This is a genomic window from Paludibaculum fermentans, from assembly GCF_015277775.1.
Classification (GTDB): domain Bacteria; phylum Acidobacteriota; class Terriglobia; order Bryobacterales; family Bryobacteraceae; genus Paludibaculum; species Paludibaculum fermentans.
Genome location: NZ_CP063849.1, coordinates 7,382,646 through 7,405,037, shown reverse-complemented (window position 1 = coordinate 7,405,037; position 22,392 = coordinate 7,382,646). Strand labels below are relative to the sequence as shown.

At 63.3% G+C, this 22,392-nt stretch carries 15 protein-coding genes; 8 read left to right on the top strand and 7 right to left on the bottom strand.

What is annotated here, in order from left to right; genetic code table 11:
* Positions 1 to 12 precede the first annotated feature (12 nt).
* Positions 13 to 1,035 carry a Gfo/Idh/MocA family protein gene (locus IRI77_RS29345; RefSeq protein WP_194448523.1) on the bottom strand — a complete coding sequence of 341 codons (1,023 nt, stop codon included), beginning with the start codon at positions 1,033 to 1,035 and terminating at the stop codon, positions 13 to 15.
* A 58-nt stretch (positions 1,036 to 1,093) separates the two neighbouring features.
* Here IRI77_RS29345 and IRI77_RS29340 point away from each other — a divergent pair, with 58 nt between their 5' ends.
* Complete coding sequence (locus tag IRI77_RS29340; RefSeq protein WP_194448522.1) at positions 1,094 to 2,401, top strand: ATP-dependent 6-phosphofructokinase; 1,308 nt, start codon at positions 1,094 to 1,096, stop codon at positions 2,399 to 2,401.
* A 54-nt stretch (positions 2,402 to 2,455) separates the two neighbouring features.
* Here the strand turns inward: IRI77_RS29340 and IRI77_RS29335 are convergent, their stop codons facing one another.
* Entirely contained in the window at positions 2,456 to 3,298 is an 843-nt protein-coding gene (locus IRI77_RS29335; protein ID WP_194448521.1) for a FecR domain-containing protein, read from the bottom strand.
* 249 nt (positions 3,299 to 3,547) lie between these two features.
* Here IRI77_RS29335 and IRI77_RS29330 point away from each other — a divergent pair, with 249 nt between their 5' ends.
* The 3 genes from IRI77_RS29330 (at position 3,548) to IRI77_RS29320 (ending at position 8,879) form a co-directional block, all read left to right on the top strand.
* On the top strand, positions 3,548 to 6,871 hold the full coding sequence (locus tag IRI77_RS29330; protein ID WP_194448520.1) for a glycosyltransferase: 3,324 nt from the start codon (positions 3,548 to 3,550) through the stop codon (positions 6,869 to 6,871).
* A gap of 105 nt (positions 6,872 to 6,976) precedes the next feature.
* Positions 6,977 to 8,128 (top strand): glycoside hydrolase family 172 protein, encoded by a 1,152-nt coding sequence (locus IRI77_RS29325; protein ID WP_194448519.1) that lies wholly within the window; start codon positions 6,977 to 6,979, stop codon positions 8,126 to 8,128.
* Positions 8,129 to 8,291: 163 nt separating this feature from the next.
* Positions 8,292 to 8,879: an SAM-dependent methyltransferase gene (locus IRI77_RS29320; protein ID WP_194448518.1), complete on the top strand. Its 588-nt coding sequence runs from the start codon at positions 8,292 to 8,294 to the stop codon at positions 8,877 to 8,879.
* Positions 8,880 to 9,616: 737 nt separating this feature from the next.
* Here IRI77_RS29320 and IRI77_RS29315 read toward each other — a convergent pair.
* The 5 genes from IRI77_RS29315 to IRI77_RS29295 all read right to left on the bottom strand — a co-directional run bounded on the left by IRI77_RS29315 (position 9,617) and on the right by IRI77_RS29295 (position 18,491).
* A complete protein-coding gene (locus tag IRI77_RS29315; RefSeq protein ID WP_194448517.1) occupies positions 9,617 to 10,975 on the bottom strand; it encodes a DUF1552 domain-containing protein in 1,359 nt (452 codons plus the stop codon).
* On the bottom strand, positions 10,972 to 14,487 hold the full coding sequence (locus IRI77_RS29310) for a DUF1592 domain-containing protein (protein WP_194448516.1): 3,516 nt from the start codon (positions 14,485 to 14,487) through the stop codon (positions 10,972 to 10,974). The genes IRI77_RS29315 and IRI77_RS29310 overlap by 4 nt, the downstream gene beginning before the upstream one ends.
* A 162-nt stretch (positions 14,488 to 14,649) precedes the next feature.
* Positions 14,650 to 16,110 (bottom strand): IMP dehydrogenase, encoded by a 1,461-nt coding sequence (gene guaB, locus IRI77_RS29305; protein WP_194448515.1) that lies wholly within the window; start codon positions 16,108 to 16,110, stop codon positions 14,650 to 14,652.
* Between the two features lie 35 nt (positions 16,111 to 16,145).
* Positions 16,146 to 17,819, bottom strand: coding sequence for a CocE/NonD family hydrolase (locus IRI77_RS29300; protein WP_194448514.1), 1,674 nt, complete (start codon positions 17,817 to 17,819; stop codon positions 16,146 to 16,148).
* A 6-nt stretch (positions 17,820 to 17,825) separates the two neighbouring features.
* Positions 17,826 to 18,491, bottom strand: coding sequence for a YggS family pyridoxal phosphate-dependent enzyme (locus IRI77_RS29295; RefSeq protein ID WP_194448513.1), 666 nt, complete (start codon positions 18,489 to 18,491; stop codon positions 17,826 to 17,828).
* Between the two features lie 108 nt (positions 18,492 to 18,599).
* Between IRI77_RS29295 and IRI77_RS29290 the strand changes: the two genes are divergently transcribed.
* From IRI77_RS29290 to IRI77_RS29275, 4 genes are read left to right on the top strand one after another with little or no spacing between them, the layout of a single operon-like run.
* The gene (locus IRI77_RS29290) at positions 18,600 to 20,111 is read left to right on the top strand and encodes a hypothetical protein (protein ID WP_194448512.1); all 1,512 of its coding nucleotides are present in this window, start codon (positions 18,600 to 18,602) and stop codon (positions 20,109 to 20,111) included.
* A gap of 3 nt (positions 20,112 to 20,114) precedes the next feature.
* Positions 20,115 to 20,996, top strand: a complete 882-nt coding sequence (locus IRI77_RS29285) for a hypothetical protein (protein ID WP_194448511.1) — start codon at positions 20,115 to 20,117, stop codon at positions 20,994 to 20,996.
* Complete coding sequence (locus IRI77_RS29280) at positions 20,993 to 21,571, top strand: thioredoxin domain-containing protein (RefSeq protein ID WP_194448510.1); 579 nt, start codon at positions 20,993 to 20,995, stop codon at positions 21,569 to 21,571. The genes IRI77_RS29285 and IRI77_RS29280 overlap by 4 nt, the downstream gene beginning before the upstream one ends.
* A complete protein-coding gene (locus tag IRI77_RS29275; protein WP_194448509.1) occupies positions 21,568 to 22,308 on the top strand; it encodes a 3-ketoacyl-ACP reductase in 741 nt (246 codons plus the stop codon). The genes IRI77_RS29280 and IRI77_RS29275 overlap by 4 nt, the downstream gene beginning before the upstream one ends.
* Positions 22,309 to 22,392 lie beyond the last annotated feature (84 nt).

The following is a 22,392-nucleotide window of genomic DNA, read 5'->3' as shown; positions in this document are numbered from 1 at the left end:
TGATTGTATCCTTTACATGTGTGAAGCTTCGAGCAGCACCTGCTGCAGGATGAACTCCTGTTCCAGCGTCACGGATAGCGGCTTGTGCTCCGTGATGCAGCGGGCTAATTCGGCGAAGTCGCCTTCATAGCGGCGGAAGGGCGGCAAATCCACCTTCTGGCGGCCGGCTTTGTAGGGCCCGGCGGGCTTGGCCAGGTCGATCTCAAGCACAGGTTGTTCAATGGGGCGCAGGACCGCCGTGCCGTTAGTCCCGAAGATCTCCAGGCAGCGGTAGGGGTTCGCCGTGGGTTGAAGGACGGCGGTCGTGATGACGGCGACGGCGCGTGGATACTCCAGGACGGCCACAGTGTTGTCTTTCAGGGTGTCCTTGAAATCCCCGCTGGTCTTCAGGACGGAGCTGATCTTCGCGGGTTTGCCCAGCAGGCGGGTGATGGGGTCGAAGAGATGGCAGCCCTGTTCGAACATCTGCCCGCCCGGGAACAGGTTCCACTCGGGCCGCTGCTCCGCGGTGATGAGTGTGTTCATCATGCCCTTGATGAGATAGATGTCGCCGAGCCAGCCCTGGCGGGCGGCGTCGAGCATCAGGTTCATGCCCGGATGATGCCGCCACATGTAGCCGAGCTGCAGCAGCCGTTGTTTCCGGCGTGCGGCCTCGATCACCGTACGGGTCTCGGTCATGTTGTCGGCGGGCGGCTTTTCGAGATGGACGTGCTTGCCGGCGTTCAGGGCCGCGAAGCCGTCCCTGGCATGACGCTTGACCTCGGACTCCACCACGATCACTTCGATGGCGGAATCAGTCAGCGCTTTTTCCCGCGTGATCAGGGGCAGCCCCGCAGCCTCGTAGCGAGCCCGGAACTTCGGGTCGTCTTCGACAATGCCGGCCAGGGAAAAGGCCGGATTGGCCCGTACAACGGCGATTTTTCCTTCCGCGTGAGAGTGCGCGGCGCCCAGGAAGGCGATGCTGATCTTGCGGGCCGGCGGCTGAGCCAGGGCCGGAGCGGCGGCGAGAAAGGTCCGGCGGGTGAGTGAGGTCATGGCGACGACGATTCTATCGTGGCGGGCCCGTCCTCCAGTGGATAGACTGGCGCATAGGATGACACCACGAATCGTAGCCGTTGACCGGCTCGGAGATACCGTACACCCTTCTCCCCTGAAGCTGCATGAGGCCGACCCCGAACACCCGAATGTTTTCGTGAAGGAAAGCCAGTTCATTCCGCTGCAGATTACGGTCGACCTGGAGCAGGAGCGAGAGGGCAATCTGCTGTTCGAGAAGGCCGGACCGCGCGAATCCATCTTCTTCGACGCGGCGCAGACGCGCGCGGCCATTGTGACGTGCGGCGGGCTTTGCCCGGGCCTCAACAACGTGATCCGTTCACTGGTGCTGAGCCTGCGCTGCCATTACGGCGTGCAGCGCGTGATGGGCATCCGTTATGGCTATCACGGCCTGAATCCGGCGCACGGCTACCCCCCGATGGAACTCGATGTCGACGATGTCAGCGACATCCATGAGATCGGCGGAACGATTATCGGGACTTCGCGCGGGCCTGAGGATCCGGCCGTCATGCTGGAGTACCTGCGCAACCTGGGTGTCCAGATGCTGTTCACGATTGGCGGAGACGGGACGCAGCGCGGGGCGTTGAAGCTGCACGCGGAGGCGCGGAAACAGGGCTACCCGCTGGCTGTGGTGGGCGTGCCGAAGACGGTCGACAACGACATTCAATACGTCTCGCGAACCTTCGGCTACGGTACGGCCGTGGACCGTGCCCGCGGCATCATCGACATTGCGCACACCGAGGCGCGCGCGGTGCTGAATGGCGTGGGCCTGGTGCGGCTGATGGGCCGCGACTCGGGCTTCATCGCGGCCGGCGCCACGCTGGCCAGCGGTGAGGTGAACTACTGCCTGATCCCCGAACAGGAGTTCGCGCTGGAGGGCGAGCGCGGGCTGCTGGCCGTGCTGGAACAACGATTGGCCCGGAAACGCCATGCGGTGATTGTTGTGGCCGAGGGCGCGGGGCAGAGTATCCTGGCTCAGGATTCCCTGGAAGTGGATGCGTCCGGCAACGTGAAGTTCGGGGACATTGGGATTCACCTCAAAGGCCGGATCACCGCCCACTTCAAGGCGCAGGGCCAAACGATCAACGTGCGTTACATCGACCCCAGCTATGCGATCCGTGGCCTGGCCGCCAATACGGACGATGCGGTGCTGTGCGACATGCTGGCGAGGAATGCGGCGCATGCGGCGATGGCCGGACGGTCCGGGCTGATCATCGGGTATGTGCACAACCGGATGGTGCATGTGCCGATGGAGATGGCGACGAATGGCCGGAAGAAGGTGGGCCTGGAAGGGGCTCTCTGGAAGGGTGTTCTGGCAGTGACGGGTCAGCCGGCGAGCTGGCTGTAGAGACGAAAAAGGGGAGCCCTGGCGGCTCCCCCCAGTTCGCGCCACCGATGCAGTTTAGCGGCGATGCCCGCCGCCACCGCGGACAATGACGGTAGGCCGGTAGAAGCCGTAGCCGCCCCAGTAGGGTCCCCACAGCGGATCGCCCCAATACGATCCCCAGTAGGGATAGCCGCCCCAGCCTACGCCGACATGCACACGGCCGGGATACCAGGGTCCGCCGGCGTAGCGGCCGCGCCCGTCGCCGAGCATCCTGTCACGCCGTTGCGCCCATTCGTCAAACGCGTCCTTGCCGGGCGCCGACACAATCTCCTGGCGTGCGCCGTGCTCGTACTCCCTGATCACGAAGCTCTTGCCCTTCTTCACATGCAGGTTCTGCGCGGGGGTCAGCACTTCGGCTTCGCCGTTCCGCACAATGATCTTGCTCTCCTTGGGACCCATCACCTCAATGCGGTAAGTGCCGTCTTTCTGGGGCACAACATTGGCATTGGGCGTACGGAGGTCCACATCAGCCTCGCCGTACTTCATCATCGTGTACGAAACTGAGCCGTTCACGACGTTGATCTGGAAAGCACGCTCGCCCAGTTGCTTCAACAGGATCTCGCTGTTGGAATCGAGGCGAATGTAGTTTGAATCGTCCAGGCGGACTTCCGCGCGGGAGGCGGGTCCGGTGGAGACGGAATCGCCGCTCACCAGGGGCATGCCGGATTCAGCGGTCATCCGGTCGCGGCCGTGCCGGCGGGTGGCATCGCCGGCCACCATGCTGACGCGAGCGACACCCACGCCGCCGTTATCGGAAGTGGTACGCCTGCCGGTTTGGGCAGAAAGGGACAAGGGCATAGCCAGTAAGGCTACCGCGGCAACACCCAGCCACGTTTGTTTCATCATTGGGGCACGCATTGGTTGCTCTCCTAAAACTCTCTATCCCTGCTAGTGCAATTTGGCAGCCAAACCGTAAGCAGCCTGGAATCAAAGAATTTGCGAAGGGGAAGGACTGGCAGGTGGTGGCTGAATTCCAGCAGGTGGCCCACATCCACCACCTGTGCTGTTCTTTCACAGCGCGCCGTGACAGGATGAGGTGGCGGCCGCAATTTGGCCTATCCAGCGGGCGGGCGTCGAACAGGCCGCCGCGGTTTCCGGTTGGTGCTTATGCAACGCAGAATCGTCTTTCACGACCCCACCGGACGGCGCCGGGCGCGCTTCCGCCGAGCGCTGGGCACCGCCGCGATCGTCGTTGCCATGCTGGTTGTCCTGCTGGGTTTGGCTGCGTTCTCCAGCCCGCAGTTGCCGGTTCTCGGCCTGCCGATTGTGCAGCACATCACGAGTTTCGGGGAAGTGCCGAGCATCATTCGAGGCGAACGAGCGGAAAAGAACATCCCGTTCAAGATGCGCAAGGCGGCGAAAGACCTGAAGTATGTCCGCAGCGCCTCGCCGGTGGCCCGGCCGGTGCGCGCCGCTCGCGTGGCGGAGGACAAGCCGATCGTCGTCGGTTACTACGTGAACTGGGATCGCGCCAGCCTGGTCTCGCTGCGATTGAACGCCCGGCATCTGACGCACCTGGCTCCGGAGTGGCTGGTGTTGAAGAACGCCCACGGCGACATCGAAGACGAGTCCGATCCCACAGTGATCGAGATCGCCCGGCAGGCGGAATTGCCGGTGCTGGCGATGCTGACCAACTTCCGCGATGGCTGGCGCGCGGACGACCTGCACAAGCTGCTGAACAACAAAGCGGCCCGCGAGAATCTGGCCGACAACATCTACAGCAATGTCGTCGAGCACAAGTTCGCCGGAGTGATGATCGACCTGGAGATGGCGAAGCGGGTGGACCGGGCCAAGCTTGCCGACTTCGTCGCCCAGGTGAGTGACAAGCTCAAGCCCGCCGGCCTGATGGTCACCCAGGCAGTGCCGACGGATGACGATGCCTACGATCTGCGGCGCCTGGCCTCGATCTGCAACTTCATCGTGCCGATGGTGTACGACGAGCACTACCAGAGCGGACCGCCGGGTCCGGTGGCGTCACAGGAGTGGTTCGAGAAACAGTTGGACCGCCTGCTGACACAGGCTCCGGCGAGTAAGGTGGTGATCGGGGTCGGGAACTACGGCTACGACTGGGTGATCGGCGGTCGCGGCGCCGCGGAGGTGGCGTTCAACGACGTGATGGCCGCTTCGGTCTCCAATAAGACCAGCGTCGAATGGGATGACGACACCGACAACCCGGTGCTGCGCTACACGCTTGCCGGAGCCCAGCATGAGGTCTGGTTCCTGGATGCCATCACGGCCCTGAACCATGCAGTGGAAGTGGCGGACCGCGGCTTCCGCGGCGTAGGCATCTGGCGCCTGGGCGGCGAGGATCCCGGCATGTGGCATGTTCTCTCGCACGCCAACTGGCCGGCACACACGTTCGACACCTCGATCCTGGACACCCTAGGCGTGCAACAGAGCGTCAACCAGTATGGCGAGGGAGAGATCATTCGCATCGCCGAGACGCCGCACGAAGGCAAGCGGCGCATCTGGAAAGACCAGGATGGCTCATTTGCCGAGCAGTATCTCTCCGCGCCCACCTACTACGTCATGGAGAGCTACGGCAAGGCGAAGGACAAGCGGCTGTGCATCACCTTTGACGACGGCCCGGATAGCCGCTTCACACCAGCGGTGCTGGACATCCTCAAAGCAAAGAAGGTCCACGCTACGTTCTTTGTCGTCGGTGCGAATGCGGAGGCCGAGCCCTCACTGCTGCGGCGCATGTATGCGGAAGGCCACGAGATCGGCAATCACAGCTATTCGCACCCCAACATTGCGCTGACGTCCGCGGAGCGAACCAGGCTGGAGCTCGACGCAACGCAACGCATCATCGAGCATGCCGTCGGCCGATCGACCATTCTGTTCCGTCCCCCCTATAACGCAGACAGTGAACCGCAGACTCCGCAGGAGATCGAACCGGTGCGCCGTGCGCAGGAGATGGGTTACCTCACCGTGGGCGAGCGCATCGACCCCAGGGACTGGCAGAAAGGCATCACGGCCGACGCCATCCTGCAGGACGTGATGGAGGAGAAGGATAACGGCAGCGTCATCCTGCTCCATGATGCGGGTGGAGACCGCACCTCCACGCTGGAGGCGCTGCCGCGCATCATCGACAGCTTTCATGCCCAGGGCTATCGCTTCGTCACGATCGGCGAACTGCTGGGCAAGTCGCGGGATGAGATCATGCCGAAGCCGGCCGGCGACGAGAGAAGCTGGGCGCTGATCGAAGGCCAGGCGCTCGACTTCAAGGGCCTGATGGGCTACCTGCTAGGCGTGGCCTTCCTTTCGGTAATCTTCCTGACACTGCTGCGGAGCCTCGCCTACGCCACCATGGCCGTCATCGAGAAGAGGCAGACGCGCCGCCGCGTCTTCGACGAGACCTTCCTGCCACCCGTGAGCGTGCTGATCGCGGCCTACAACGAGGAAAAGGTGATCCGCCGCACCGTGGAATCCGTGCTGGCCAACGGTTATCCCCATATCGAGGTACTGGTGGTGGATGACGGCTCGCGCGATGCGACTCTCCAGGTGCTGAAAGAGGCGTACGGGGCCGATGCGCGCGTGACGCTGTTGAGCCAGGAGAACAGCGGAAAGTCCGCCGCCCTGAACCGCGCGATTGCCGCCGCCCGGCATGAGATCCTGGTGGCCGTCGACGCGGATACGATCTTCGGCGCCAGCACCATCGCACACCTCGTGCGGCACTTCTCATCAGAGAAAGTGGGCGCCGTCTCCGGCAACGCCAAAGTGGGCAACCGGCACAACTGGCTCACGCGCTTCCAGTCGATTGAGTACATCTACGGCTTCAACCTGGACCGCCGTGCGCTCGACCTGGTCAATGCCATCACAGTCGTGCCCGGCGCCGTCGGCGCGTGGCGGAAATCGCTCGTCCAGCAAGCCGGCGGATTTAGTCACGACACCTCGGCCGAAGACACAGACCTGACCCTGGCGATCCGCAAACTCGGCTATGAGATCCGTTACGAAGAGAGTGCCGTGGCATACACGGAAGCGCCCGAGGATATCCGCAGCCTGGCCAAGCAGCGCTTCCGCTGGTCGTTCGGAACCATGCAGGCCGCCTGGAAGCATCGCGACGCGCTGTTCAACTACTCCTATGGATCGCTGGGATTTGTAGCTCTGCCCAGCATCTGGATCTTCCAGGTGCTGCTGGGCGCCATCTCGCCGCTGGCCGACCTGGCCATGATCGCCACGCTCTTTGCCGGCAACTGGCCCGTGATCCTGCTTTACTATTTCGCGTTCTTCGGCGTGGAACTGCTGACCGGATTCCTCGCCTATTACCTGGAGGGCGAAAGCCCGCGCGACCTGCTGCTGCTGTTCCCGCAGCGTCTGTTTTACCGCCAGTTGATGAACTACGTAATCGGGAAATCGGTGCTCTACGCCATCCAGGGCCGACTCGTCGGCTGGGGCAAGCTGGAGCGCAAAGCGTCCGTTGGAACGTAGGTCATTCTCCGCGCTGCCCACTTGTGACATCCTGACTTCGAATAGGATTCGCTCCTCTTTCCGGAGCGGGCCAGCACTTCACCTCGACACAAGGACAAGCAGCCCATGAAACAGGCATCCACGATTGCATTGATCGGAGCTCTCTGCTGGCTCGCGCAGCCGGCCCACGCCCAGGACGGCTCTTTTACAGGCCTCACTTCGAGTCTGGAGAATCTCTACAGGGTCGCTAGCGCGAAGACGTTCTCCATCAGCCCCGAGAACCTGACGGGCGAGAAGGGGAAAGGCGCGATGGCGTCCCAGGGCTCGGCGTCGCGCGCGGCATCGGAGCTGGGGCAGGGCTGGAAGATCAACCCGTTCATCGTGATCGCGCCTGGCCAAACGTTCACTCTGGGCGAGGTCACCGGCTCCGGCGCCGTCCAGCATATCTGGATGACGCCCACCGGCAACTGGCGCTACTCCATCCTGCGCATGTATTGGGACGACGAGGCCGCACCGTCTGTGGAAGTGCCGGTTGGCGATTTCTTCGCCATGGGCTGGGGGAAGTACGCGCCGCTGACCTCCCAGGCGATCTGCGTGAATCCGGGCAGCGCTTTCAACTCCTACTGGCCGATGCCGTTCCGCAAAAAGGCCAAGTTCACGCTGGAGAACATCGACGAGAAGCCGATGACGATCTACTACCAGATCGACTACACGCAGGCGCCCGTACCGGCGGATGCCGCCTACTTCCACGCCCAGTTCCGCCGCACGAATCCGCTGCCGTACAAGGAGGTCTACACCATCCTGGACAACGTGAAAGGCCGCGGGCACTATGTGGGCACTTACATGGCGTGGGGTGTCAACAACAACGGCTGGTGGGGCGAGGGCGAGATCAAGTTCTACATGGATGGAGACAAGGCATTCCCGACCATCAGCGGCACGGGTACGGAAGATTACTTCTGCGGTTCGTATAACTTCGAGAACCAGGAGACGCACCAGTACCAGCCGTTCACGACACCGTACACCGGGCTGGCGCAGGTGATCAAGCCCGACGGGCTGTATCAGTCGCAGCAGCGGTTCGGGCTTTATCGCTGGCACATCACAGACCCGGTACGGTTTGAGAACGACCTGCGCGTGACGATTCAGGCGCTGGGCTGGAAGGAGAACGGCCGCTACCTGCCGCTGAAGGACGACATCGCCTCCGTCGGCTACTGGTATCAGATGGAGCCGCACAATCCGTTCCCGAAGCTGCCCGCCAAGGACGATCTCGCCGTCCGCTAACGCCTGTCAGGACCGGGTGGTTCGTCCGTGGACGGCCACCCGGTTTCGAGCGCCAGGAACCGCCCCCTGTCCGCTGGCGTCAAACAGAGTGGACAGACCCGAAGACCCTGCCTTTTTGAATCCTTCGTGAAGATGGGGCCGCCCAGTCTACCCGGAGCCGGCCATGTTCACCGTCCATCCTCACTCGAGACCGTCCGCCTGCCTGGTGCTGGCCGCCTCATTGCTGACCGGCGTTGCCTGCAAGAGCCGCCCTTCCCTCGAGTTCGGCGCCGGTTTGGATGTCCCCTATGTGCAAACGGCCCCGGGCGTCGTTACGGCCATGTTGCGCTTGGCTGGGGTCCATCCTGGAGACGTAGTGATGGACCTCGGCTGCGGGGACGGCCGCATCGCCATCGCCGCCGTGCGCGAATTCGGCGCGGAAGGAATTGGCTATGACATCGATCCGGAGCGCATCGCCGAAGCGCGCCGGAACGCTGTCACCGCGGGCGTAGCGGGACACACCCGTTTTTTCCAGCAGAACTTCTTTCAGGCCGACATCTCCCAGGCGAGCGTCATCACGGTCTTCCTGATGCCAAACATTCTGGAGCAGTTCCGGGGGCATTTCCTGCATGACCTGGCTCCGGGGACCCGCATCGTGTCACACAGTTTCCCGTTACGCGACTGGCCGCCGGAACGGAAAGTCATCGTGGAGGGCCGCACGCTCTATCTCTACCGCATCCCGGAACGCACGGCGCACTTGCCTGAAATTTAGAAATCGATCGGCCGGTGATCGATTCCGCCGGGCCACCGCGCTTTCATCTGTGGATGGCACGAATACTACTCACGGGCGTTGGCGCACTGGCCTGGGCCGCCGCCTTCTGGAGCATCTTCGCCTTTTGGTCGGCCTCGCTTCTGGTGAGGACGTCCGGCGGAGCCCGCGAGGAATCGGAGAGCATGACCGGCGCCTTCGTGACCGGCCCGCTGGCGGCGATCATCGGATTGGCGGGTGGTGGCTATCTCATCTGGAACACGCTGGAGGACGCGGCTCGCGCGGGATCGGTGGCGCTGGCGGTGGTGGCGGGACTCATCGCCGTCGCCATTGGCCTGACGTATGCCCTCTCGCCCGGCACGGAACTCCGGGAGGATTTCGGCCCAGGGGTGCGGCCCGACTTCGAGATCGAGGTTCGCTTTCCGGCAGCGGAGATCGAGGCCCTGGACAGGAACGCCCGCATCGCCTGCCAGCTACGCGGTGGCACCGGCACGCTGGAAGCGGAGTGGAAGCGGGACAGGATCCGCCAGGAAGACGAGTACGCCATCGTTCCCGCCTCGTTTAAGATCCGCGAATTCCTGCGCTGCAAGCTCTTCGCCCTGATGATCGGGGAACGGCAGCGGTTGACGGCGGCCATCGACGTCGAATCCAGTGCAAATCCACAACCCACCTGGAGCGCGTGGCAGGAGCTGAGCTCGGGCCATCAACTGCGTCACCGCATCGTCATGCCCGCCGTTGAACTATACGTCGTGCGCCCAAAGGTCCGGCAGGCGCTTATCCGTATCACCGAACCGGTCGAGCTTCACGCCCATGCGGTCCATCAGCGACAGATACAGGCTGCACGCGCGACGGTTGTCGTCGCCGGCTCCCAGGAAATCGAGAATCCGGCCTGTTTTCAGCGCTCCGCCGGCCTGACCCGCGAGCAGCAGCGGCATCTGGTCGGCGCCATGAGTGTCGCCATCGAAGAGGTTCGATCCGCTCAGGAGGATGGAGTTCTGCAGCAGCGACTGCCCGCCTTCGTCGATCGACTTCAGGCGATTCACTAGGTAAGCGAACTGGGCCAGGTGGAACTGGTTCGTCTTCAGGTACATCGCCTCGGCCGCCGGAGCCTTGCCGTTGTGCGTGAGGTCCAGGTGCAACGCACCCTGCACGCCTTTCAGGAACTTGAAGTTCATCTGCGACAGGTCGTTGTTCAGCATGCAGGTAGCGATGCGGGTCTTGTCCATTTGGAACGAGAGGACGATCAGGTCCAGCATCAGCTTCATGTGATCCGGCACATCCTGCGGCAACTGATCGGCCGGCCGCGGCATGTTCGGCTCTTTGAGTGTTGGGCGCCAGCCTTCCAGCCGTTCGTCCTTGGCGGCACGGTCGATGCGTTTCTCGATATCGCGGATGGACTCCAGATACTCGCCCAGCTTCTGCTTGTCGCCGCCGCTGATGCGCGGCTGCAGGTCGTGCGAGTCCTTCAGCACCGCGTCGAGGATGCTGCGATCCAGGCGCCGTCCGCGCGGGTCGCCCACCAGGGCATCGAAGACGCGCGCCGGGTAGATCTCCTTGGTGGCCGGCTTGGAGGGCGAGGTCCAGGACAGCGACGACCCGTAGATCATCGACAGCCCGTCTTCCAGCCGCAGTTCGTTCGGCTCAATACCCAGCACCAGGCTAGGGAGCGCGGTCTGGTGGCCGATCTGTTGGGCCAACACCTGGTCCATCGATGTTCCAACGCGGATGACCGCCGGATCGAGGCTCACCGTCGCTCCGGACAGCATGTTGGGCATGCGGCCCAGGTGCGGGCTGGTGGATTTGAACGCCTGCTGGTTGAAGAGGCCACGAAGGAAGACGATGTCTTCCTTCAGCGGCTTGAGCGACTCCAGCACCGGGCCCAACTCCATGGAAGCGCCACTGCCCTTGGCCCACCAGTGGATGGGCTCGACGCCATTGGAGTAGTACAGGCACGCGAAGCGCAACGGAGGCCCGGATGCCGCCTGCGCGCCCTTCAGCTGTAGTGACTCGAGCCACGGCAGGGATAGCGCGACGCCGGCCCCACGCAGAAAATTGCGCCGCGACGGCCTGCGTCCGGCTTTCATAATCGTGCCTCTCATTGCGCACCTGCTTTCGCGGTCAGGACATCGTTGCGGGGTAGCGTTGCGGCCGAAGCCGTGGCGGCTGCAGCCGGCCGTGCCGGAGCGGGTTCGGGTCCGCGGCGGTAGCGGAACTGTTTGCTGGCCACCACTTCGTTCACGAGCTGGGAGAACGTGGCGTTGGGTCCTTCGTGGCTCAGGCGTTCCACCAGCGACTGGTCGGAAGCGAGGATGGTGCGGCCCAGCGCGTAGCCGATGAGCTTGCGGGCCATGGTGCGGTTCACCAGATCCTGCTGCGTGTCGAGGTACTTCAGCAGGCCGTCGACGCCGGAGATCTGTGTATTGTCGGCGGTCGCGCTGGAGTCTTCCACGGGTTTGCCGTCGTTGTACTTCGTCCGGACGCGGCCCACCGCGTCGTAGCGCTCAAAGGGGAAGCCCAGGGGATCAATGCGCGTATGGCAGCCGGCACAGGAGGCGTTCCGCTGATGGGCCTTCAGCTTCTCGCGCAAGGTCAGGCCGCCGAAGGCCTTCTCGTCTGCGGGAATCGAGCCCGCGTCAGCCGGAGGCGGCGGGGTGGGCGTCCCGAGGATCCGTCGCAGTACCCAATCGCCGCGCTTCACGGGACTGGTCCGCAGCGGCGCGGAGGTCACCGTCAGCATCGTACCCAGGCGCAAGGCGCCACCGCGCTGGAGCGCCGTGGCGCCTTCCACCAGTTCCACCTCGTCCTTCGACTTGATCTCCTTCTGGATTCCGTAGTGTTTGGCCAGGGGCTGGTTCAGAAAGGTGTAGTCGGCGTGGAGGATCTCGCGCACCGGCCGGTCCTTGCGGATGATGTGCTCGAAGAAGGAGATCGACTCGTCGTACATGGCCGATTTCACTTCGTCGCTGAACTCGGGGAAGCGCGTCGTGTCCACGCCGCGATGCTGGTCGAAACGGTAGAAACCCAGCCACTGCCCGAAGAATTCGGTCGCCATGCGGCGCGCCTTCTCGTCGGCCAGCATGCGCTTCACCTGCCTGTTCAGCAGGGGCGGATTCGAGAGTTCGCCGGTCGCGGCGGCCCGCCGGAGCTCCTCGTCGGGCATTGAGGACCACAGGAAATAGCTCAACCGGCTGGCCATCTCCCAATTGCTCACGGGCCGCAGTCCTGCTTGTTGAGGCGCTTGCTCCACGCGATAGAGGAAGGCGGGCGACACCAGAATCCGTGTGAGCAGGGCCCGGATCGCCTTCTGGTGATCCAGGTTCTCTTCCTGGCGCAGCCGGGTGTAGAAGTCTCGCAGTTCGGCCTTCTCTGATTCCGTCACCGGGCGGCGCCAGGCACGGCTGGCGAAGCGCAGGCAGTCGTCCAGGTGTCCCGCCTGCCCCGCTGTTTTCGCGGCCATCACCACGCCGTAGTGAGCAATGATGGGACGGACATATTTGCGGAGCGGGTCCGGCATCGCCTCGACCTCGGCCTTGGACATTTTGGTCATGGTCAAGCCCTTGAGGTCGTACTTGAACTTGGCCGCCAGCAACTGCATGTAGGAGTCGTGATAGTCGAACGAGGCGTAGAGGTCCATCCAGGCCTGGTCGAGCCGCGTGCGGGTCGCCTTGTCCAGGACATGATTCACCAGGAATTGGTCGTCGCGGATGTACTTCACCTTGATCACGAAGTCGTCATGCTCCGGAACGTTATAGGTGTTGTCGAAGGGCTCCGGAATAGGGTCCTTGTCGGCCGGCGCAGCCTCGCTGTTGGAATTGGGCGGCAGGATGCGCGCGAACTCGAGTACCCCAGCCTTCCAGGCTTGATACCCCTTGCTCTTCGGGTCGCCGACCAGGCCCCACACGGGCACGCCGCGCGTGCTTCCATCGGCTCGATCGGAGAAAGTTACTCGGAGGACCTGTTCGTGATTGCCGCCGATTTCGGCCTCTACCTGAAGCTCGAAGACGGAGATGCCATCCGGCACTTTCACGTCAAAGAAGGTCGAACCCAGGCTCGCAAAATCCGCCGGCCCCACTTCCGTGCCATCCAGACTCTTGCCGAAGCCCAGTTTGGCGGCGAACTCGTCGGTGATCACGCTCTGCAGGGGGTGCCGCGGCAGCTTGTCCGCTCCAACGAACTTTGGGTTCGCCAGTTGCAGTTCGGTCACTCCAGGCGCTGGCGGCTTCTGCGAACCGCTGGTGGCCTGGCTTGAAGTCGACTCGCTGGAGGGAGGAACCGGGGGCGTTGCCGGCGGAGTCGCCATCCTCGCCGACCGGAATTGAACCGTCGGATTCCGCCACACGATCGAAGGCTTCTCGTCACCCGAGGAATTGACCAGCACCACGTTGAGATAGATGCGCGCGATGCCGCCGGTCACCGGAGGCGGCCCGGTCGGCCCAGCACGCCGGCCCAGCCGGGCGAACTTGAACTTCTGCCGGACCTCGGCCTTCAACGACTCGTCGTTGAACATCAGCGGCCGCTCATCGCCCGCGCCGCCAGCGGCGAGATCACCGCGCGCGAACAGCCAGCTCGGCCAGGTGGTGAGGTACTTCTGGATCTCTTCACAACCCTTGCGCGCGGCAGCAATGTCCGCCGGTTTGCCGGCGATCGGAGCGGGTAGGTTGCGCCAGCGCTCGACGACATCGGAGGAGGGGTGCATCAGGGCGGGCGTGTTCATCACTGTCCAGATATGCTCAGCGAAACGAGGCGCAATGCCCTCCCTCTGCGCGAGTGCGACCAGCGTCGCAGTGGGTTGGCCCAGCGCCAGCCGGTGCTTGTAATTCCAGGCTACGAACAGCGCCTTACCGTAGCGCTCCAGGCCAAAGGGCTGCCCGCCCTCGCCGGAGACGGTGCGGAATCCATTGTCCTGGTAGATCTTCTGGATGCGGTGGATGGCCGACATCTCGAAGCCGGTCTTGCCGGGGTCCTGGTAGAAACTGAGGGGGCCGGCGCCGAGCACCGCCCGGTCGGCCACGCTCTTCGCCACTTCGAGGTAGCGCTCGATGTTGGCATCCTGCGTGAACTGAACATCCGCGAAGTTGGTGAAGCCTTCCCCACCAACCTCGTCGTTCACGAGGTTTCTCTGGACGTCGAGTTCCAGCCCGGTGAGGTCCTGAATCGTATAACCGTATTCGCCGGAGGTGAGCCGCCGGACCGTGACACGGCCGGGGTCGCCGTCATGCTTTTTGGCGTAGTCCTTCAGGCTGGAACGAACCCAATTGATGACGTCGGAGCGTTGCGCGTCCTCGGGCTGCGGCATCCGGGCCGGCGGCATGCGCTTCTGCTCCAGCACCGTGGCAACCTTCTCCCACTTCTCAAAGCTGGCGCCGATATCGGGCTGTGCGGTCATCTCCTGCAGGTTGATGCCGGCCATGTGATTGGCCTGGCCATGGCAGAGGAAGCAGTTCTTTTTGAGGATCGCGGCGGCCGGAGCGGCGGGCACTTCCGCAGCCTGGAGAGGGACAAACACACCTAACGTGCCAAGGCCCAACAGTCCAACAATGTGGCGGGCGCTGCTCAATCCAGGGAGCAAACGAATCCGCAGAGGTCGACCGACGTCATCGGGGACAGCCATCCCAGCCTCCTGCTTTGGAACGAGTTTATCAGAGGATGGACGTCAAGTTTAGGCTGAATCGATCCAACGCGCCATCGCGCGGGGCAAACAAAAGGGGAGCGGGCTGCAAGCCCAACCGGGCCGGCGCCACTCCCCCTGATAGTTCAATTGCAGCCTGGAGGACTACTCCAGACGATAGTTCGGAGCTTCCTTCGTGATGATCACGTCGTGAACGTGGCTTTCCTTCAAACCGGCAATGGAGACGCGCAGGAAATCCGCGCGCTCCTGAAGTTCAGGAATCGTGCGGCAGCCGCAGTAGCCCATGCCGGCCCGCAGGCCGCCTACCAACTGGAACACCAGGTCGGCCAGGGGGCCCTTTGCCGGGACGCGGCCTTCAATGCCCTCCGGTACCAGCTTGCCGCCGCCTTCCTGGGCGTAGCGGTCGGAACTGCCTTGTGTCTGGGACATGGCGCCAATCGAACCCATGCCACGGTAGGCCTTGAATGTGCGGCCCTGGTAGAGGATCATCTCACCCGGGCTCTCGTCCGTGCCGGCCAGCAGGCTGCCGATCATGACGGAGTCCGCGCCCGCCGCGATCGCCTTGGTGACGTCGCCCGAATACTTCACACCGCCGTCCGCAATCATCGGAACACCGGTACCGCGGCACGCCCGCGCGCACTCCGCGATGGCGGTGATCTGGGGTACACCGGCGCCGCTGACGACGCGGGTCGTACAGATGGAACCCGGCCCGATGCCGACCTTGACGCCATCCAAACCGAGGGCGATCAGGTCGCGCGCACCGTCATAGGTGGCCACATTGCCGGCCACGACATCCACATTCGGCAGGCTGCGCTTGATGGCAACCACGGCCTGCATGACCCGTTCGGAGTGGCCGTGCGCGGTGTCGATCACCAGCACGTCCACCTTCTTGCTGACCAGTTCCTGCGCGCGCTCCAGGAAGTCGCCCGTCGCGCCGATGGCGGCGCCCACCCGGAGGCGGCCCTTTTCGTCCTTCGTCGCGTTGGGGTACTTGCGCTTCTTCTGGATGTCCTTGACGGTGATGAGGCCCTTCAAGGCGAAGTTCTCATCCACCACCAGGAGTTTTTCGACGCGGTGTTTGTGCAGCTCTTCCTGCGCCTGTTCGAGGGTAGTGCCGACGGAGACCGTGAATAGCGGCTCGTGCGTCATCACCTCGCGAATGGGCAGGTCGTAGCGGTTTTCAAACCGGAGATCGCGGTTGGTGAGAATGCCCACCAGCTTCTGATCCTTCACCACGGGTACGCCCGAGATGCGGAAGCGCTTCATGATGTCCAGCGCTTCATAAATCTTCTGGTCCGGATCCACGGTGACGGGATCGACGATCATCCCGCTTTCCGACCGTTTCACGCGGTCCACTTCTTCCGCCTGTTTGTCGATCGACATGTTCTTATGAACGATGCCGATGCCGCCCTGGCGCGCGAGCTCGATGGCGAGGTGACTCTCCGTCACCGTATCCATGGCCGAACTCACGATGGGAATGTTCAGTGAAATGTTTCTGGTGAATTGCGTTTTCGTGTCGGCTTCCGCGGGGACCAATCCGCTACGCGCCGGTTTCAACAATACGTCGTCAAACGTGAGGCCTTCAGTGAGAGACTCAGGCAGCATGATTTCTTCTTATGGTAACAGCCCGGATCGGTCTGTCACTGTACAACGGGCAGCAGAACGTGCGAATCCCACTCCTGGCCGTGCCGAATCTCCTGCCTGGCCGTGCGCATGTTTTTCTCGTCAGCCTGCGACCCGCCCGAGTTCAGGTTGCGATCGTATTTCGGAAAGTTACTGGAAGAGACATCCACCCGGATGCGGTGCCCCACCTTGAACAGGTTGCTGGTCACGCCGGCGTCGATCTCGATGCGTTCCACCGCGCCGGGGACGTATTTCACTGCCTTTTCAATACCTTGGCGATAGCGCAGGCGCAGGATGCCATCGCACAGGATGGTCGCGCGTCCGTCCGGCGCCACATCGACGAATTTCGCTGTGAAATCAGTGTCTTCCGCGCTGCTCACCACGTGCAGCACTACTCTGATGGGGCCGGAGACCTCCATCGCCTTCTTCAGCGGCTCGCTGGAGTAGACAAGCACGTCGTGGCGTCCCTCAACGCGGCGCTGGTCCAGTGGTCCCCAAGGGAGGACCTTGTTATTGCAGCAGAGCGCGCCGCCCACCGTCGGCACGGCAACGCGGGGATCGTACGTGTAGAAGTCCGACGCACCTTTCTTCTGCTGCTTCGGCAACAGTTTCCCGTCTCCATTCAATGAGTTAGCGCCCTTCTTACTGGAGAGGTAGAGTGACGTCCAGACATAGGGCTTGGGCGGCCAGGACTCGCTCTCTTTCCATTCATTGGCGCCCATCAGGAAGTAGCGTACGGCCGCCACCGGCGCGGGCGCGGTCTGCTTCACATACGCATCGAACCACTCGATCTCCATTCGGCGGAGCGGTTGGTTGGCAATGTCGCCAAATTGGGCCTCGGGCATGACAGGGCTCAGGTTGTGGCCCCACGGTCCCACAATGATCCGGGCCGGACGGCCGAGCGCGCGCAGCCCGCTCCACATTTCGATGTCACTCTGCGCGTAGTTGTCATACCAGCCCGCTTCGATGAAGGCCGGGACGTGAAGCTGGTCCATGTGCTCCACCGTGCTCAACCTGCGCCAATAGTCGTCGTAGCTCGGATGATTGAGTACGGTTTGAAAGAACTCCAGGATTCGTCCGCTGACGAGACGGTCCGCACGCCGCAGCGGCAGGTAGGTCACCATGCGCTGGAAGTCGACGACCGGTGTCTCCGCCGGCTTGTAGTTCTCGGCGATCCAGCGCAGCCGGTGTCCCAGCTTGAAGGCGCCGCCGCGAGAGTAGTAGCGATCAGTGTACTCGTCGCCGCCAGCCACGGCCGGGGTGATCGCCTTCAACGCCGGGTTGCCACTCAGGGCCGTGCGCCACTGCGATAAGCCCACATAGGATCCGCCGAACATCCCGACGCGGCCGTCGCTCCACGACTGGCGGGCGACCCACGAGATGGTGTCGTCGCCGTCATTCATCTCCTGGTTGTACTGATTGAACTCGCCATCGCTGTCGTAACGGCCCCGGACATCCTGGGTGATGACGGCGTATCCGCGCCGCAGGAAGGCCTGCAGACCCGGCGTGAGTTCCGACACTTTGCGGTACGGTGTGCGCTGGATCACCACGGGATAGCGGCCCGTCGGCGCCGGCCGGAACACATTAGTGCACAAGCGGATGCCGTCGCGCATTGGAATCTTGACGTGCAGGGTCAGAAGCGGCTCAGCAGCGCAACCGGCCAACCACAGCAACATCAGGAACCAGCGCATGGCAGCTTAGACCTTCTTGCGCCTGCCGAACAAGGCCGTGCCCACGCGCACCATGGTGGAGCCCTCCTGAATCGCCACTTCCAGGTCGTGCGACATGCCCATCGAGAGCCCCGGCAGTCCGAACTGTTGAGCCAGCTCACGCAGGCGGCGGAAGTAGGGCCGGGAGAGTTCAACGTTTTCTGACCAGGGCGGCATGGTCATGAGGCCGGTCAGCGTCAGGTGCGGAAGCTCGTGAATCGCGTCCACCAGCGCGGGCAGATCCTCCGGCGCGCACCCGTGTTTGGAATCTTCCTCTGAGAGCTTCACCTCGATCATGACTTCGAGCGGCTTCTCCATTTCGGAGAGCCGGCGCGCCAGTTTGGCCGAATCCACGGTCTGGATGACCTGAAAGAGCTCGCCAGCCTTGCGGCTTTTGTTAGACTGCAGATGGCCGATGAGGTGGAAGCGGGCGCCAGGTAGAGGTCCGAGTTGAGGAGCCTTGCCCTCGAACTCCTGCACGTAGTTCTCTCCGAACTCGCGCAGCCCCGCGGCGTAGGCGTCCAGAAGCACCTGAGCGGGAAAGACTTTCGTCACCGCCAGCAGCGTGACCTCCTCGCGGGCGCGCCCCGCCGCCTGGCAGGCAGCCTCGATCCGCCCTTCCACTTCCGTCAACCGATCTGCCAGCGTCTCCAAACTCGCTCCTTTAGAATTCCTGTCTAACCTGCCGGACTGCTTGAGCCTACACCCATACGAACGAGTGGGGTAATACCTACAGCCACTTCCAGACATTCTATAATGGCCATGGTGTCCGCTCAGAAGAAAGCGGCCCGCCCAACGCCTGTCCCCGCGCTGCGCGAGCAGATCGAGAGTTTTCTCGCTGGCTGCCGCCAACCCGCCGCCCTGGAACCCGGTGAAGCGCCGTTTGCGCTTTCGCCCGCAGCGTTCACTTTCACTGACTTTCCGAAACATCTGCAGTTTGAAATCTGGGACGAACAGCGCACTCTCATGCGGCGGATCACGGCGATTCAACAGCAGCGGACGGCGCGGCTCACGGTCGAAACCGCGCGGTTTGGCGGCAAACCGGGGCTGCTGACGTTCACGGATCTGGCCCGGCCGCAGTCGGCTGCGCCGTTGCTGGACAGTACACGCTCAGTGCTCAGGGAGCTGCTGCGCCGCTGGCTGGCCCGGCAGTTTCCCGGATGGGCTCTGGAGAACATCTCTTCGGGCGCCGATCTGGAGCACACGCTGTCGCCCGCTTGTCCCCGGGCCTGTCTGAGGAAAGGCGAGCGGCGCGCGGCCGCGCTGGCTGTGCCGCCGCAGCACGCCGATGACGCCCTCACCCATGCGTTGCTCTGGTTGGCGTACCTGCGGCGCCGGCATCCGGTCCAGGAGATCGCGCTCTTCCTGCCTTGCGGATCAGAAACGACAACCCTGCTGCGACTCCGCCACTTGAACGTCGTCTGCCGGCCGTTCCGCTATGACGACACCGGGTTTGAGGCGCCCATCGATCCCGACGACCACGGGAATCTGATCACCAGGCTGGAACCCTGGCAGGACGGTCCTCCGGAGCCGCTGAACGAGGCGCAATCGTGGGCGCGGCAGGTGGAGCTCCAACCCAACGTGCAGGGTGTGCAGCTCACCGGAGGAGCGCGCAGCCTGCGCGTCAACGGCCTGGAATTCGCACGCTACGAGACGGGGATGCTGTGGTCGGGTGTTTTCCGGAAAGAGCCGGCCCGGAATCTGGCCGCGGTCGAAGAGTTGGCCCAGGAGATCTCGACGTTCCGCCAGGCCGGCGGACCGGTACCCGACCACCCCTGGCGCCTGCAGCAGCCGGAGTCGTGGCTGGAATCGCTGGTTCGCAACCATGTCACGATGCTGGACGCCTGCCTCTTGCCGGCCCCAGTGTACGGTCAGGTGCCGGCGTTGACCGGCTGCGAGCGGTCGTGCCTGGACTTGTTGGCGGTTGAACGCAGCGGACGCCTAGCCGTAATTGAACTGAAGGCCTCGGAAGACCCCAATCTCCCTTTACAAGCACTGGATTATTGGATCCGGGTGGCCCACCATGCGGCCCGGGGGGATTTTCGAGTGAACGGGTATTTCCCTGGCCTGCCAATCAGTTGCGGCCCGCCACGGCTGCTTCTCGTGGCGCCGGCCCTGCAGTTCCACCCTACGACCGAAACCTTGCTGGAGTTCTTCCCCTCTAACATACAGGTAGAGAGAATCGGCCTTGGCGTAGAATGGCAGAGGATACCCCGCGTCGTTTTGCGCGCCCTTGGCGCGCGGAGCCCGGAGTGGGATCAGACGGACTACTAAATCATGTCCCTCCGCTTCCTTGATCAGGTGCGCACTGCAATATCGCGCATCAATCCGAACGAGATCCGGCAGTCCGCTGAGCGGCCTGTACGGGTCCTGATGCTGGGGTCGTCCAGCGCGTTCTACGCGCAATTGGAAGACTTCCTGGCACCGGCTGACGTTTCGCGGGAAAAACGCATGGAGGTCGCGCGCACGCTCAGCCGTGCCGGCGACGCCGATCCCGACGGCCGCTATCACCTGATTGTGGCCGAGTCCGGCTCCACCATTCCGGCGGGCTGGGACCTGAACAAAGACGCCTTCATTTTCGACCCGGCCCATCCGAACCGGTTGGTTCACAACGTGATAGAGAACTTCGACGAGGCCACGCTGCCGCTGGCCCGGTTGTTCCCTCCGTTCCGGCAGGCCGCCATTCACAAGACGATCCACACGGTTTCGAAGGAGAACGCGCTGTTCTCCATCCTGACGGCCCTGCCCAATGTGATTCCCAGCCTGGCTGAGTTGCCGTGGATGGTGGGCGAATTTGCGTCGGATACCGCCGTTCTGACCACCAATCAGATTCGGATGGCCTTCCTGCTGGCCGCGGCCAGCGACCGGGAGGTGGGCTTCCGGGAGCAGCGTTCCGAGATCGGCTCCATCGTCGCCGGAGCCTGGGGCTGGCGCGCCGCCGCCCGGGAACTTGTCGGCAAGATTCCCTTTGGCGGCGGGATCATCCCGAAAGCCGCCATTGCTTACGCTGGAACCTACGTTGTCGGGCTCTCGCTGGAGCGTATCTACCGCATCGGTTACGGCTTGACCCGCGCGGAACGGTCAGAGGCTTACGACGCCGCCCTCGCCAAGGGCAAGGACGTCGCGGCCGGGCTGCTGGACAAGGTACGCCGGAAATGATTCCGCTGGTCCTGGCCGCCGTAGTCGCCATTTCTATGTCTGCTCAACAGCGTCTGGTGGAGGGGAAGGCCGATAGTCCCGTCCGTGTACTGATCTTCGAGGATCTGCAGTGCTCCGATTGCGCCGTGTTCCGGGTCATGCTGGACGAGAAACTGCTGCCGAAGTATGGCGGCAAAGTGGCCTTCGAGCACCGCGACTTTCCGCTGGCCAAACATCTCTGGGCCCGCCCGGCGGCCCTCGCCGCGCGCTACCTCCAAACCGTAGATCTTGCCAAGGCTGTGAAGTTTCGCCAGGAGACGATGAAGTCGCAGACCGAGATCAAACCCGAGAACTTCAACGCGTGGCTGACCAGGTTCTGCGAAGCCAACGGTGTCGATGCGGGGCAGGCGCTGGCCGCGCTGCAGGATCCGAAACTGGAAGCGCTTGTCCAGAAAGATTTCGAGGACGGCGTGGCGCGCGGCATCGCCCACACGCCCACTGCCCTGGTCAATGGCGCCCCTTTCATTGAGACCTTCACCGCCGAAGAGATCTCCAAGGGGATCGACGCCGCTTTGAAAGAAAACGGAATTCAATGAGCATTAAACCTGTCGCCATTGTGACCGGCGCCTCACGGGGCATCGGCCGCGGCATCGCGCTGGAACTGGCGCGCACACACACCGTCATCGGGACCTATCGCGGGCGCCGCGACGCAGCCGAGTCGCTCCAGGCTGAGTGCGGAGCAGACATCCTGCAGTGCGACATTGGCAGCCCCGCCGATCGTGCCGCGCTGATCGCGTACGCCGTCGACAAGTATGGCCGCATCGACCTGCTTGTGAACAACGCGGGCATCGCTCCGCGGGAGCGGAAAGACATTCTCGAGGCGAGCGAAGAGATCTTTGACGAGGTTCTGGATACGAACCTCAAGGGACCGTATTTCCTGACGCAACTGGCCGCCCGGCAGATGATTACCCAAGGCTCGGGCCGTGTGGTTTTCGTCACATCGATTTCGGCCTACACCGCCTCCATCATGCGCGGCGAATACTGTGTCTCCAAGGCCGGGCTCAGCATGGCCGTGCAGCTTTGGGCGGCCCGGCTGGCTCCGCACAATGTGCAGGTGTTCGAGGTGCGGCCCGGCATCATCCGCACCGACATGATCGAGAAGGTGAAGGACGCCTACGAGGAGAAGGCCAAGAACGGCCTGCTGCCGCAGAACCGGCTGGGCGATCCGGCGGATGTCGCGAAGCCCATCCGGGCGATCGCGGACGGCCTGATCGACTACGGCACGGGCACCGTGATCAACGCCGACGGCGGGTTCCACCTGCGCATTCTCTAGCCGATTGCGTCCACCCGCCTGGAACAATCCGGGGCCGGGACCCTATCGTGTGATATAACTGGCATTTCACACTGCCGTCCCGCT

Bases quoted from the DNA above. Each gene is read 5' to 3' on its own strand.
- IRI77_RS29345 (WP_194448523.1), bottom strand. From the start codon at position 1,035: ATGACCTCACTCACCCGCCGGACCTTTCTCGCCGCCGCTCCGGCCCTG.
- IRI77_RS29340 (WP_194448522.1), top strand. From the start codon at position 1,094: ATGACACCACGAATCGTAGCCGTTGACCGGCTCGGAGATACCGTACAC.
- IRI77_RS29335 (WP_194448521.1), bottom strand. From the start codon at position 3,298: ATGCGTGCCCCAATGATGAAACAAACGTGGCTGGGTGTTGCCGCGGTA.
- IRI77_RS29330 (WP_194448520.1), top strand. From the start codon at position 3,548: ATGCAACGCAGAATCGTCTTTCACGACCCCACCGGACGGCGCCGGGCG.
- IRI77_RS29325 (WP_194448519.1), top strand. From the start codon at position 6,977: ATGAAACAGGCATCCACGATTGCATTGATCGGAGCTCTCTGCTGGCTC.
- IRI77_RS29320 (WP_194448518.1), top strand. From the start codon at position 8,292: ATGTTCACCGTCCATCCTCACTCGAGACCGTCCGCCTGCCTGGTGCTG.
- IRI77_RS29315 (WP_194448517.1), bottom strand. From the start codon at position 10,975: ATGAGAGGCACGATTATGAAAGCCGGACGCAGGCCGTCGCGGCGCAAT.
- IRI77_RS29310 (WP_194448516.1), bottom strand. From the start codon at position 14,487: ATGGCTGTCCCCGATGACGTCGGTCGACCTCTGCGGATTCGTTTGCTC.
- guaB (WP_194448515.1), bottom strand. From the start codon at position 16,110: ATGCTGCCTGAGTCTCTCACTGAAGGCCTCACGTTTGACGACGTATTG.
- IRI77_RS29300 (WP_194448514.1), bottom strand. From the start codon at position 17,819: ATGCGCTGGTTCCTGATGTTGCTGTGGTTGGCCGGTTGCGCTGCTGAG.
- IRI77_RS29290 (WP_194448512.1), top strand. From the start codon at position 18,600: ATGGTGTCCGCTCAGAAGAAAGCGGCCCGCCCAACGCCTGTCCCCGCG.
- IRI77_RS29285 (WP_194448511.1), top strand. From the start codon at position 20,115: ATGTCCCTCCGCTTCCTTGATCAGGTGCGCACTGCAATATCGCGCATC.
- IRI77_RS29280 (WP_194448510.1), top strand. From the start codon at position 20,993: ATGATTCCGCTGGTCCTGGCCGCCGTAGTCGCCATTTCTATGTCTGCT.
- IRI77_RS29275 (WP_194448509.1), top strand. From the start codon at position 21,568: ATGAGCATTAAACCTGTCGCCATTGTGACCGGCGCCTCACGGGGCATC.